Annotated in this window: 12 protein-coding genes, 1 tRNA gene and 1 pseudogene; 5 read left to right on the top strand and 9 right to left on the bottom strand. The window is 71.0% G+C overall.

The genetic code is table 11. From position 1 onward, the window contains the following. Positions 1-65: 65 nt before the first annotated feature. The 5 genes and pseudogenes from QF027_RS24065 to QF027_RS24085 all read right to left on the bottom strand — a co-directional run. The gene (locus tag QF027_RS24065) at positions 66-623 is read right to left on the bottom strand and encodes a SigE family RNA polymerase sigma factor (RefSeq protein ID WP_057609235.1); all 558 of its coding nucleotides are present in this window, start codon (positions 621-623) and stop codon (positions 66-68) included. A 146-nt stretch (positions 624-769) separates the two neighbouring features. Further along, complete coding sequence (locus QF027_RS24070; RefSeq protein ID WP_307077002.1) at positions 770-1936, bottom strand: lipid-transfer protein; 1167 nt, start codon at positions 1934-1936, stop codon at positions 770-772. After that, positions 1933-2322 (bottom strand): MaoC family dehydratase, encoded by a 390-nt coding sequence (locus QF027_RS24075; protein WP_057609230.1) that lies wholly within the window; start codon positions 2320-2322, stop codon positions 1933-1935. Before QF027_RS24075 ends, QF027_RS24070 begins: the two co-directional genes overlap by 4 nt. Before the next feature lie 16 nt (positions 2323-2338). Beyond that, entirely contained in the window at positions 2339-3298 is a 960-nt protein-coding gene (locus QF027_RS24080) for a bifunctional MaoC family dehydratase N-terminal/OB-fold nucleic acid binding domain-containing protein (protein WP_307077004.1), read from the bottom strand. 187 nt (positions 3299-3485) lie between these two features. Next, positions 3486-3735: pseudogene (locus tag QF027_RS24085) on the bottom strand (hypothetical protein); the annotation flags it as partial. Between the two features lie 254 nt (positions 3736-3989). Here QF027_RS24085 and QF027_RS24090 point away from each other — a divergent pair. Continuing rightward, positions 3990-4862, top strand: coding sequence for a bifunctional DNA primase/polymerase (locus tag QF027_RS24090; protein WP_307077005.1), 873 nt, complete (start codon positions 3990-3992; stop codon positions 4860-4862). Positions 4863-4910: 48 nt separating this feature from the next. Further along, a complete protein-coding gene (locus tag QF027_RS24095) occupies positions 4911-5342 on the top strand; it encodes a hypothetical protein (protein ID WP_307077008.1) in 432 nt (143 codons plus the stop codon). Between the two features lie 99 nt (positions 5343-5441). On the opposite strand, the gene QF027_RS24100 is transcribed toward QF027_RS24095, so the two are convergent. Both QF027_RS24100 and QF027_RS24105 read right to left on the bottom strand, forming a co-directional pair. After that, positions 5442-5528: transfer RNA gene (locus QF027_RS24100), tRNA-Ser, on the bottom strand. A 62-nt stretch (positions 5529-5590) separates the two neighbouring features. After that, the gene (locus QF027_RS24105; RefSeq protein ID WP_306979072.1) at positions 5591-7087 is read right to left on the bottom strand and encodes a S1C family serine protease; all 1497 of its coding nucleotides are present in this window, start codon (positions 7085-7087) and stop codon (positions 5591-5593) included. 257 nt (positions 7088-7344) lie between these two features. On the opposite strand from QF027_RS24105, the gene QF027_RS24110 reads away from it, so the two are divergent. The 3 genes from QF027_RS24110 to QF027_RS24120 all read left to right on the top strand — a co-directional run bounded on the left by QF027_RS24110 (position 7345) and on the right by QF027_RS24120 (position 9955). Then, positions 7345-8172 (top strand): glycerophosphodiester phosphodiesterase, encoded by an 828-nt coding sequence (locus tag QF027_RS24110; RefSeq protein WP_306979070.1) that lies wholly within the window; start codon positions 7345-7347, stop codon positions 8170-8172. 58 nt (positions 8173-8230) lie between these two features. Further along, positions 8231-8866 carry an ATP-binding protein gene (locus QF027_RS24115; RefSeq protein ID WP_306979068.1) on the top strand — a complete coding sequence of 212 codons (636 nt, stop codon included), beginning with the start codon at positions 8231-8233 and terminating at the stop codon, positions 8864-8866. A gap of 123 nt (positions 8867-8989) precedes the next feature. After that, on the top strand, positions 8990-9955 hold the full coding sequence (locus tag QF027_RS24120) for a DUF5926 family protein (protein WP_306979065.1): 966 nt from the start codon (positions 8990-8992) through the stop codon (positions 9953-9955). Positions 9956-10199: 244 nt separating this feature from the next. Here the strand turns inward: QF027_RS24120 and QF027_RS24125 are convergent, their stop codons facing one another. Continuing rightward, positions 10200-10850 carry a hypothetical protein gene (locus tag QF027_RS24125; RefSeq protein ID WP_306979063.1) on the bottom strand — a complete coding sequence of 217 codons (651 nt, stop codon included), beginning with the start codon at positions 10848-10850 and terminating at the stop codon, positions 10200-10202. 56 nt (positions 10851-10906) lie between these two features. Continuing rightward, entirely contained in the window at positions 10907-11572 is a 666-nt protein-coding gene (locus QF027_RS24130) for a bifunctional DNA primase/polymerase (protein ID WP_306979062.1), read from the bottom strand. Positions 11573-11642: the final 70 nt, after the last annotated feature.

Below are 11642 nucleotides of genomic sequence, written 5' to 3' on the forward strand. Positions count from 1 at the left end.
GGCGATCGATCACGTCACGATGCCCTCACAACGGCCGGCCGTCACCAACGGTTCCCCGGCGTTCCCTAGCGGGCGAGCACCAGCTCGGGGTCCTCGCGGAGCTTGCCCAGCGCCCTGGACACCGCCGACTTCACGGTCCCGACCGAGACCCCGAGCACCTCGGCCGTCTGCACCTCGCTGAGGTCCTCGTAATACCTGAGGACGACCATCGCCCGCTGCCGCGCGGGCAGCTTCATGATCGCCCGCCACATCGCGTCGTGCAGCGCCTGCTGCTCGGCGGGGTCGTCGTCGCCGGGCACGGGGTCGGGCTCGGGGATCTCGTCGGTCGCGAACTCGTCGACCTTGCGCTTGCGCCACTGCGAGGTGCGCGTGTTCAGCAGGGCGCGGCGGACATAGCCGTCGAGGGCACGGTGGTCCTCGATGCGCTCCCAGGCGACGTAGGTCTTGGTCAGGGCGGTCTGCAGCAGGTCCTCCGCGTCGCTCGGGTTCGCGGTCAGCGACCGGGCGGTACGCAGCAGCACCGGCTGGCGTGCCTTCACGTACGAGGCGAACGAGGGGTACGCGAGGGTCTGCGTCGCCGGTACGGCGGCCTTCGAAGCGCTGGTGCAGACGGGTGTGGTCATGGCTCCACGCTAGATTCGCGACCACCCCCCGCTCATCGGCCACAGGTCCCGAAGAAGACTCCCCCTCAGGTTGTAGAGGTGGTGCCTGCTGCACCTCCTGAAGGTGGACGAGGGAGGCGCATCTACTGCGGGATTACCCCTGGGGGCTACGCGTCCACGGCGAGCACCAGCCCGGACGTGGGTACCCCTGTCCCGGCCGTCACCAGCACGCGCTCCGCCTCCGGCACCTGGTTCACGGCCGTCCCCCGCAGTTGGCGTACGGCTTCCGCGATCCCGTTCATGCCGTGGAGGTAGGCCTCGCCCAGTTGGCCGCCATGGGTGTTGAGGGGGAGCTCGGCCCGGCGAACGAAGTCCGCGGCCTCGCCCCGGGCGCAGAAGCCGAACTCCTCCAGCTGCATCAGGACGAACGGGGTGAAATGGTCGTACAGGATCGCCACGTCGATGTCCCGGGGACTCAGGCCGGAGGTGCGCCACAGCTGGCGGGCGACGACGTTCATCTCGGGGAGGCCGGTGAGGTCGTCGCGGTAGAAGCTGGTCATCTGTTCCTGGGCGCGGCCCGCGCCCTGGGCGGCGGCCGCGATGACGGCGGGCCGGTGGGGGAGGGCACGCGCGCGTGTGAGCGAGGTGACGACGATCGCCTGGCCGCCGTCGGTCTCCTGACAGCAGTCCAGGAGCCTGAGCGGCTCGACGATCCAGCGGGAGGCCGCGTGGTCGGCGAGGGTGATGGGGCGGCCGTGGAACCAGGCGGCCGGGTTGGTGGCCGCGTACGCGCGGTCGGTCACCGCCACATGGCCGAAGGCCTCCGGGCCGAGGCCGTAGGTGTGCAGATAGCGCTGGGCCGCCATCGCCACCCAGGAGGCCGGAGTGAGCAGGCCGAAGGGGAGTGACCAGCCGAGGGCGACTCCCTCGGCGGAGGGTTCGCGGTGCTGGACGCCGGAGCCGAAGCGGCGGCCGGAGCGTTCGTTGAAGGCGCGGTAGCAGACCACGACCTCGGCCACGCCCGCGGCGATCGCGAGCGCCGCCTGCTGCACGGTCGCACAGGCCGCGCCACCGCCGTAGTGGACGCGGGAGAAGAAGGACAGCTCGCCGATCCCGCAGGCCTGGGCCACGGTGATCTCCGGGCTGGTGTCCATGGTGAACGTGACCATGCCGTCCACGTCGGCCGCCGTGAGCCCCGCGTCGTCGAGCGCCGCGCGGACCGCCTCGGCGGCCAGGCGCAGTTCGCTGCGACCGGAGTCCTTGGAGAACTCGGTGGCCCCGATGCCGACGATCGCGGCCCGGCCTCCGAGCGCGTCACGCGCGCGTGCGCTCATTCGGCGTCCCTCATCGAGAACGTGACCGTCCCGGTCACATGGTTGCCGATGCCGTTGGTCCCCACGATCCGGACGGTCGCGGTGGTGTCCTCGAGAGCTTCTATGGTTCCGGTCAACACCATCGTGTCCCCCGGATAGTTGGGCGCCCCCAGCCTGATGGCCACCTTCCTGAGCACGGTCCGTGGTCCGAAGTGGTCGGTGATGTAGCGCCCCACCAGGCCGTTCGTCGTCAGGATGTTCATGAAGATGTCCGGGGAGCCCTTCTGCCGGGCCAGTTCCGGGTCGTGGTGCACGTCCTGGTAGTCCCGGGAGGCGATCGCGCCCGCGACGATCAGCGTGCGGGTGATCGGGATCTCGAGGGGTGGCAGCTCGTCGCCCTTTCTCATACCTCGTCGCCCTTTCTCATACGGCGGCCTCCTCGGCGGTGGCGCGGAAGACGGGAAGGGTGAGGTCACCGTCGTACGCCTGGAAAACGAGCCGCACCGGCATCCCGATCCGCACCTTGTCGTACGGCGTCCCGACCACGTTGCTGATCATCCGCACGCCCTCCGCGAGTTCGACGAGCGCGACGGCGTAGGGAGGGTCGAAGGCCGGGAAGGGCGGGTGGTGCATGACGACGTACGAGTGGACGGTCCCCTCACCGCTCGCCTCGACCGTGTCCCAGTCGGGGCCGCCGCAGCGGGCGCAGCCCGGGAGCCAGGGGAAGCGGAGGGTCGCGCAGGAGGTGCAGCGCTGGATGAGGAGTCGGTGCTGTTCGACGCCTTCCCAGAAGCCCGCGTTGTCACGGTTGACGACGGGGCGGGGGCGTTGGGGCCGGGGAGGGGTCGTCTTCCGTTGTGCGGGCGCGTACTTGAGGATGCGGAAGCGGTGGGTGCCGACGAGGGTCTCGCCCACGCGGACGTCGGTGCGGGTCGTGACGAAGTGGCCGGTGCCGAGCCGGGTGGTCTTGCGGTCCGAGACCGACTCGATGACGGTGTCGAACGTGATCCGGTCGCCGGGGCGCAGGGGTTGGAGATACTCCTGCTCGCAGTCGGTGGCGACGACCGAGGTGCAGCCCGACTCGTCGAGGAGCGCGAGGAGCTCGTCGTACGCCGATGACCTGCCCGTGTGCCCGGTCAGGCCGCCCATCGTCCAGGCCTGGAGCATGGTGGGCGGGGCGACGGCGCCTGGCCCGGTGTAGGCCGGGTTGGTATCGCCCAGGGCTTCGCACCAGTGCCGGATCATGGGGAGGTTGACGGCGTCCTTGCCGGCCCCGGCGACGGCGGCGGGGTGCCCTTCGTAGGTCTTAAGGCGCGTCAGCAGGTTGTCTGCCGGGGGGTGCGGCTGGGGCCGGGGCGTCTGGTGGTCCGGATCGTCGCCCATGACGGCAACCTCCTTGTCCGCAAGATTTCCTGACTGTCCGTCAGATCCAGTGCGGTGTCAAGGCCGTCGCCGCGCACGCGAACACGCCTGCGCGGCGGCGCCGAAGCACCGCCGCGCGGACGTGTCCCACCCCGTGAAGCCCACCCCCTGAAGCCCCCCGTCGAGGCCCGTCAGCCCTCGCACATGACCACCACAGCGGGGTGAAGTTGACGGATGCGTTGCTGTTTCCCTGGTTGACGGCCGTGAACGCGGAGCCGTTGACCTGCGCCGTGCTGCTCTGGGCCGAGGCGCCGGAGCCGACGGCGTTCTGCTGCGTGGTCGACGAGTTGCCGTTGTCGTCGTGCCCGACCCCGCTGCCCACGATGCTCGCGACACCCGCATTGGAGCGGGAGGGCGGAGAAGGCGGCGATGACGCGGGCGGTACGGATGCTTGCCATGGTCTTTCACCCAGAACCCGGCCTGTTGCCGGTAGTACGTCAAGTGAGGCCCTCCCCAGCGCAGTTGGCCGACCACCCCGGTGCTGTGCACGACGTCGCGAGATCAGAGTTGCCCACCGAATCCCCGGCGAACCAGGGCGGAAGCAGTTATTCCAAGGGAAGCGTTCCGGCACTTTTCCAGCCAATCCCTCACCCCCGGCGCGTCACCCCCGCCACCCCTTCCCTTTTTCGAACGTACGTACGAACATGGAGCCATGGCCACCACAGACCGGCAGGCCACGACGCTGGCCCTCGCACACGCCCTGTCAGCCGCCGAGCGCGGGCTGGCCGTCATCCCCCTGTCCCGCACCAAGCTCCCGGCCCTGCGCTCCCCCCACCGCGACGACGGCTCCTTCGCCGCGCCCTGCCACGGTGAGTGCGGCGCGTTCGGCCACGGGGTCTACGACGCCTCGACCGACCCCGTCCGCATCCGCGAACTCTTCGCGGCGGCCCCCTGGGCGACCGGCTACGGCATCGCGTGCGGTCTCCCGCCCCACCATCTGATCGGCCTGGACCTGGACACCAAGTCGGGCACGGACTCCTCGGCGGCCCTGCGCGAACTGGCGCTGCGCCACCTCTTCACGATCCCCGACACGGTCGTCGTCCTGACCCCGAGCGGCGGCCGCCACCTCTGGCTGACCGGCCCGCCCGACGCCGCAGTCCCCAACTCGGCCGGCCGCCTCGCCCCCGGCATCGACATCCGGGGTGCCGGCGGCTACCTCGTCGGCCCCGGCTCCCGCACCGACCACGGCGTCTACGGCACGGCCCCCGGCACCGCCCACCTCGCCCCCGCGGCCTGCCCACCGGCCCTGCTCCGCCTGCTCCTGCCACTACCGCGCCCCACCCACCCCGCGACCCACCCCTCGGCCGGCGACCAGGGCCAGGGTCTGGTCCAGTTCGTCCTCGCCGCCCACGAGGGCCAGCGCAACACCCGCCTCTTCTGGGCCGCCTGCCGTGCCTACGAGAACGGCATCGGCCCCGCGCTGGTCGCGCCCCTGGTGGACGCGGCCCTCAACACGGGCCTCACGGAACGCGAAGCACGGGCGACGATCGCGTCGGCGGCGCGGATGACGGGACATCGGCCATAGAACGGAACAGCATCACCAGCACCATGGGAGCGCCACAGAGTGCCGATCATGACCCTGTCCCGGCTCGTCCTGACCTCCGGCCGCAGGGTCGACCTCGGGGAGCTGCGCCTGACGTCGACGTACGGCGGGATGCTGGACGGCTACCCCTGCAGACCGGTCAACGAGCTGAGGATCAAAGGCCTGCTGAGGTCGGCCGAACACGACTACCCGACCGCCCCCGTGCACCTGGTACCGCCCCCGCACGAGTACCCGGACCACTACCCGGGCGCCTTCGGCCCGGTCGAGATGCTGCCGCCGGTGGCCTGCGTCGGCGTCTTCCGCTCCACGGCCCTGACACCCTCCCGCGATCCCATCCTGTACGGCTCCCACCTCACGATCATCTGGTTCCAGCCCCACGCACGCGTGCCGTCGGGGTGCGACGCGCAGGAGGAGCTGCGGGAGATCGCCTGGGAGGAACTGGCGCGGGACTACGAGCTTTAGACCTGGGCTCTGTTCGAGCACCCGCCCGACCCACCGCAAGAGGAAAAGGGTGCCCCTCACCGAGGGACACCCTTCCTGACCAGCACTTACGAACTACCGCGGTGGGTGTGGGATTTGAACCCACGGTGACATCGCTGCCACGACGGTTTTCAAGACCGTTCCCTTAGGCCGCTCGGGCAACCCACCCCGCGCCACCGGTGACCGTGGCGCGGGGACCAGAGTAACGGGTCAGGACGGGCGTGTGCCGGTCAGCTGTCCCCGGTGCGGGCGCCCAGGGTGAGATCCACCGTGTGGGTCTGGCCGCCGCGCTCGTAGGTGATCTTGACCTTGTCGCCGGGCTTGTGGGTCCAGATCTCGCCGATCAGGGTGGGGCCGGAGTCGATCACGTGGTCGTCCAGCTTGGTGATGACGTCGCCGGGCTTGAGGCCGGCCTTCGCGGCGGGGCCGCCCGCCTCGACCGAGTCGGAGCCGCCGGCGCCCTCGGTGGTGATCTTCGCGCCGCCCGTGGAGTCCTCCAGGGAGACCGACGCGCCGATCTTGGCGTAGACCGGCTTGCCGGTCTGGATCAGCTGCTGGGCGACGTACTTGGCCTGGTTGATCGGGATGGCGAAGCCGAGACCGATCGAGCCGGACTGGCTGGTGCCGCCGAGGCCGCCGCCGCTGGTGGACTGGATCGCGGAGTTGATGCCGATCACGTTGCCCTGCGCGTCGAGGAGGGGGCCTCCCGAGTTGCCCGGGTTGATGGACGCGTCCGTCTGCAACGCGCTCATGTAGGAGGCGTTGCTGCCGCTGCCGTCACTCGACGCCACCGGGCGGTCCTTCGCACTGATGATGCCCGTGGTGACCGTGTTCGACAGGCCGAAGGGGGCGCCGATCGCGATCGTGGAGTCGCCGACCGCCACCTGGTCGGAGTTGCCCAGGGTGAGCGGCTTGAGGTCACTCGGCGCGTTCTTGAGCTTGATGACGGCCACGTCGTAGCCCTGCGCGTGGCCGACCACCTCGGCGTCGTACTTCTTGCCGTTCGGGAAGGTGGCGGTCAGTTTGCCGCCGTCGACCGCGTCGGCCACCACGTGGTTGTTGGTGACGATGTGGCCCTGGGTGTCGAAGACGAATCCGGTGCCGGTGCCGCCCTCGCCGCTGGTGGACTCGGCCTCGATGGTGACCGTGCTGGGCAGGGCCTTCTGCGCCACGCCCGCGACGGTGCCGGCGTCACGCTTGACGCTGCCGCCGCTGTCGGAGGCGGAGAGGGTCGTCGAGGAGCCGTTGTCGTTGTCCTTGGCCAGGGTGTAGCCGAGACCACCGCCCACGCCGCCGGCGACGAGCGCCGCCACCAGGACCGCGGCGACGAGACCACCACGGCCGTTCTTCGGCTTCGGCGCGGGCTGTTGGTAATCCGAACCCCAGGCTCCGCCCGCCCCGCCCGTGCCGCCGTCGGCGTACAAGGGGCTGCCCGGGGCCTGTGGCGGCGGCCAGGCGCCCTCGGGGCCCTGACCGTGCTGCTGCGGCGCGCCGCTCGCGCCATGCCGAGCACCACCCTCCGCCGAGGCGTACGCCGGAGCCGGTCCCGCATGCACGAGTTCCGGCCCCTGCGCGCTGCCGGAGGCGTGCGGCGGCACCGGTGGGATCGGGGTGGTGGGGGCGCCCGCCTCGGAGGCCTGGGGCGTCGAAGCCACGGGAGCATCCACCGGCACGGGGGGTGCAGACGGGGCCGGGGGTACCGCGGTGCCCTCGTTCTCGGTGCTCACAGCTTCTCTCCTCGGTCACGGCTGTCGGTTGTCGGTCGCACTCGGTCACGCTCGGCCACTGCCGCTCGGTGTCCGGCGTGCGTCAGCTGTGCATGTCCTTTTGTATGCCGTCAGCTTTTCCCACGGGCCGTCAGGGCACCATAAGCGGTGCCTGTGGGTTCGTGGCTGCTCTTTATATAGGCCATGTAAGACAAATGACACGCAATCCATATGCCTCCGTTCGCACGCGTACCCCCTAGCGGTGGCACCATGACGCAGTGACCCACGCACGGCAGCAGCTGATTCAAGTCGTCGCCCACCGCGGAGCCTCGGAAGACGCTCCCGAGCACACTCTCGCCGCGTACCGAAAGGCGATCGAGGACGGCGCGGACGCCCTCGAATGCGATGTACGCCTCACGGCCGACGGTCATCTCGTGTGCGTCCACGACCGACGGGTCAACCGTACGTCCAACGGCCGCGGCGCGGTCTCGGCCCTTGAGCTCTCCGACCTCGCCGCCCTGGACTTCGGCTCCCGCAGGACCCGGGAGTTCTGGCGCACCCGCGACGAGGAGCCGGACTGGGTGTTCCGGCCCGAGGACCGGGAGGACACCTCCGTCCTCACCCTGGAGCGGCTGCTCGAACTCGTCGCCGACGCGGGTCGCCGGGTGGAGATGGCCATCGAGACCAAGCACCCGACGCGCTGGGCCGGCCAGGTCGAGGAGCGGCTGCTGGTGCTCCTGAAGCGGTTCGGCCTGGACGCCCCCGCCTCGGCCGCCGAGTCGCCGATCAGGGTCATGAGCTTCTCGGCCCGGTCGCTGCACCGCGTGCGTACCGCCTCGCCGACCCTTCCGACGGTCTATCTGCTGCAGTTCGTCTCGCCCCGGCTGCGGGACGGCCGGCTGCCCGCGGGGGTGGGGATCGCGGGTCCCTCGATCCGCATCGTGCGCAACCACCCCGGCTACATCGAGCGCCTGAAGCGGGCGGGTCACCAGGTGCACGTGTGGACCGTGAACGAGCCCGGGGACGTGGACCTCTGCGTCGAGCTGGGCGTCGACGCCATCATCACCAATCGCCCGCGCGCGGTGCTCGACCGACTGGGTCGCTGACGTCCCCTCCGTCACAGGGTGTGCCCCGGCGCGTTCGGTGCGTGTTCGATCGTTACGAATGCGTCGGCGGAACGTGATTGGCCGGTTTCCGGTACAGGCCCATGGGGCATCCACACCGTGGCGTGGGGCGAAGGAGGTCTCGGGGGTGGCGTTGGTGGTGGCACAGGAGGTGCCCACGTCGTCGAGCATGGCCGTACCCCATGGCCCTGCGGGCGTGGGCGAAGCGAGACACCGTATGCGCGTGCAGCTGCGCAGGGGTGGCGTGACGGAATCGGTCATCGACGACGCCGTACTGATTCTTTCCGAACTCTTGAGCAACGCGTGCAAACACGGCCGACCGCTGGGCGACGCCCTGGCCGGGGACGGTGACGTCCGCGCCGCCTGGCGGGTGGACACGGGTGGCAGGCTCACGGTCGAGGTGACGGACGGCGGCGGGCCCACCCGCCCGGCTCCGGCCACGCCCTCGGTCACCGCGCACGGCGGCCGCGGGCTGAACATCATCACCGCGCTGGCCGACGACTGGGGCGTCAGGGACGACGCCCGGGGCGAGGTCACGGTCTGGGTGATCGTCCATTCGGACGTTCACGATCCGGATGCCGGGTGCCGCCGGGACGACTTCGCCACGCGTGTCGTGGCCCCGTCGGTCGCGATACCCGACCTGGACTTCTCGGACGCCTTCGACGATCTCGACTGAGGCGACCCGGACCGAGCGTCCGCGACAGACACCCGGTGGTTGTCCACAGGCTCCCGTCGGCCAAGTCGCAAGCGGCTAGGCTCGCGCCCGTACGAGACGAGCCGTAACCGGGAGACAGCCACGATGGCCAAGAAGCGACCCCAGACGAAGGCCAAGCGCCCGCAGCTCACGGATGGGGAGGTCCCGGTCGTCGGCGCCCGCGAACCCTGCCCGTGCGGAAGCGGCCGCCGCTACAAGGCCTGCCACGGCCGGGCCGCCGCACAGGCCGCGACCGAGCTGGTGCACCGCCCGTTCGAGGGCCTCGCGGGCGAGGGCGACTGGGTGGCCCTGCGCGAGCTGGTCCCCGCCGCCACGGTCGAGCTGACCCTCAAGAGCGGCCTCCCCGAAGGTGTCCCGTCGGTCACGCTGGCCACGGTCCTGCCGATGGCCTGGCCCGCCCTGCGCCGCGACGACGGCTCGGTGCTGCTCGGCCTGCAGAACGACACCGCGTCGGGCGACATCAGCCGCGACCTCGCCGATACCCTCCAGCGCGCGCTCACCGCGGCTCCGGGTACCCCCGTGGAAGGCCGGCGCGCTCCCGCCGACGGTCCGCGGCTGCAGGATCTGCTCGATCCCGAAGGCGCGTTCGAGCCAGTTGTGCACGAGGGCTTCGAGTTCTGGGTGCCGGACGCGGAGAACGCCACACCCGAGGTGACCGCCTCGCTGGAGCGGGCCAATGCCGCGGCCATCCCGACCGTCCGGCTGACCGGTGTCGACGCCGCCTACTGGTGCGAGACGCCGGACAAGAACCACCTGCGCTGGGTCATGCCGCACCCCGAGGAGCAACTTCTGGACGCGCTCGCGCGCCTGCACGCGGCCGGGAGGTCGAGCCTCGGCGAGGGCACCCGGCTCGTCGGTTCCTTCCGTGCCCACGGCCTCACCGTGCCGGTCTGGGACCTGCCGAGCGGGGTCACCGCGGAGGACGTCGAGAAGCCGGCCGCCGAGTTCGCCGAGCGGCTCGCAGGCGCTCTGGCCACGGACGCACCGCTGACCGCCGACGAGCGCCGCGCCCGTGGCGGCCTCACCAACCGCCAGGTCACGCTGAGTTGACAGAGCCGGTGCGGCTGACCGGCCGGTCAGCCGCACCGCATCTTCACGAAACGACCGGCTCCGTTCACAACTCCCCCCAGGAGAAGGCGAATCGGTGTCCGAATAAGCCAGTAAGCGGCACGGTCGAATTTGCGAACGGCCGATCTCTTGTTACGGTTCCCATAGCCCGGTTGCTGGTGCATCCCCCGTCGCCAGCAACCGGGTCTTTCTGTGTCCGGGCAGCTTTACGGAACGCCGTCGCGTGTCAACTGCCCGCAGATTCCCCGGAGTTGCTCCCGGCTCGCAGCAGCAGTGGTCCGCTGCCCCGCCTGGCGGCGAACTCCGCGACCGCCGTGTAGTCGGCCGGCGTCCCCTGGATGCGGTCCCGGGGTGTCTCACAGCTGTCCGGCTCGTCCCCGGCTCCGACCGGGCAGTGCATCTGCACGGTGCGTCCGCCGGGCCCCATGAAGCTGAGCACGGCGTCCAGCACCGCGCCGGTCGCATTGCGGTAGTAGGTGCGCGCCCAGATCTCCTCGCCCTGCGTGAGCACACAGGTCTGCGCCTCGATGCCGTCGGGGGAGATCAGTTCGGGACCACAGCGCGCGGCGGTGGCCAGACCCAGGCCGAGCAGCAGCGGGGAGCGGCCGGCGTCGGCGAGCGGCGCCTTGTGGTCGTCGGCGGCGGAAGGCCGTACAGCGGAACGCCGTACCGCGGAAGGCTCCACGGAGGGACGTACGGCGGAAGACGCTGCGGAAGGACGCACGAGATCACGTACGACCCTTCGGCCTCCGTCGCCCACCTGTCCCGCGGAGGCCACGGCCAGCGGCAGCGCGACCGCGCACGCCACGACTCCCGACAGGGCAAGCAGACGAACCCATCGGGGGTCTGGGGGTCGTCCCCCGGAATGACGCAGCATGAAGCGGACGATAACGACCCGGCGCGGGCGCCCGGTCCCGCCCGCGCCCGACACCCCTACAACTCGGGCGCGCTCACACCCGTACGGGTGAGGGCCTCGACCACGGCGTCCACCACGGCCTCGACGTCGGGGACCCACGGAGAGGCCGAGCCGGGGAGCGGCGCCCGCTCCCAGGTGATGTCGCCGTGACCGGTCTCGGACGGGGGCAGGGCGATGTAGCCGCCCTCGCCGTGGAAGCGGAGGGAGCCGGGGACGTGGTCCTGGGCGTACAGCAGTTCGCCCAGCTGCTCCAAGGAGTACGGCTTGACGAGGATCGCCCAGCGCGTCGGCGCGGCGATCACCGGGCCGAGGCGCATGCCCTGGGCGTCGAGCGCGGCCAGGGCGCGTGCGGCCGGGAGGGCCGGCAGGCTGACCGCGCAGGGGGCCTTGCCGCCGGTGGCCAGGATGATCGGCGCGGCCGGGCGGTTGGTCCACCACCAGTGCACCATGCGGTCGTCGGTGGTGGCCGCGAGCAGGCCCGGGTCGAAGGGGTGGGCGCCGGGCACCGTGCACTCCGGGTCGGGGCATCCGCAGCGGGCCCGGCCCTCCGGGTCCGGTGCCACGCCCGGGAGTACGGGCCACTGCCATTCCTTCGCGAAGGTCAGGGCCGCGCCGAGCAATTCAGGCCTTCCGTCGCTGCGCTGGGACAGGAGCCTGCGTCGCCTTCCGAGGATCTCGCGCATGAGCGCTCGTTCCTTTCCGTTGCACCGCTGGCAACACCGTGGACCACATCACACCATGTGTCGATCACTT

Source organism: Streptomyces canus (assembly GCF_030816965.1).
In the GTDB taxonomy this organism is placed as follows: domain Bacteria; phylum Actinomycetota; class Actinomycetes; order Streptomycetales; family Streptomycetaceae; genus Streptomyces; species Streptomyces canus_E.

Bases quoted from the DNA above. Each gene is read 5' to 3' on its own strand.
- QF027_RS24065 (WP_057609235.1), bottom strand. From the start codon at position 623: ATGACCACACCCGTCTGCACCAGCGCTTCGAAGGCCGCCGTACCGGCG.
- QF027_RS24115 (WP_306979068.1), top strand. From the start codon at position 8,231: ATGCGTCGGCGGAACGTGATTGGCCGGTTTCCGGTACAGGCCCATGGG.
- QF027_RS24070 (WP_307077002.1), bottom strand. From the start codon at position 1,936: ATGAGCGCACGCGCGCGTGACGCGCTCGGAGGCCGGGCCGCGATCGTC.
- QF027_RS24075 (WP_057609230.1), bottom strand. From the start codon at position 2,322: ATGAGAAAGGGCGACGAGCTGCCACCCCTCGAGATCCCGATCACCCGC.
- QF027_RS24125 (WP_306979063.1), bottom strand. From the start codon at position 10,850: ATGCTGCGTCATTCCGGGGGACGACCCCCAGACCCCCGATGGGTTCGT.
- QF027_RS24130 (WP_306979062.1), bottom strand. From the start codon at position 11,572: ATGCGCGAGATCCTCGGAAGGCGACGCAGGCTCCTGTCCCAGCGCAGC.
- QF027_RS24120 (WP_306979065.1), top strand. From the start codon at position 8,990: ATGGCCAAGAAGCGACCCCAGACGAAGGCCAAGCGCCCGCAGCTCACG.
- QF027_RS24090 (WP_307077005.1), top strand. From the start codon at position 3,990: ATGGCCACCACAGACCGGCAGGCCACGACGCTGGCCCTCGCACACGCC.
- QF027_RS24095 (WP_307077008.1), top strand. From the start codon at position 4,911: ATGACCCTGTCCCGGCTCGTCCTGACCTCCGGCCGCAGGGTCGACCTC.
- QF027_RS24080 (WP_307077004.1), bottom strand. From the start codon at position 3,298: ATGGGCGACGATCCGGACCACCAGACGCCCCGGCCCCAGCCGCACCCC.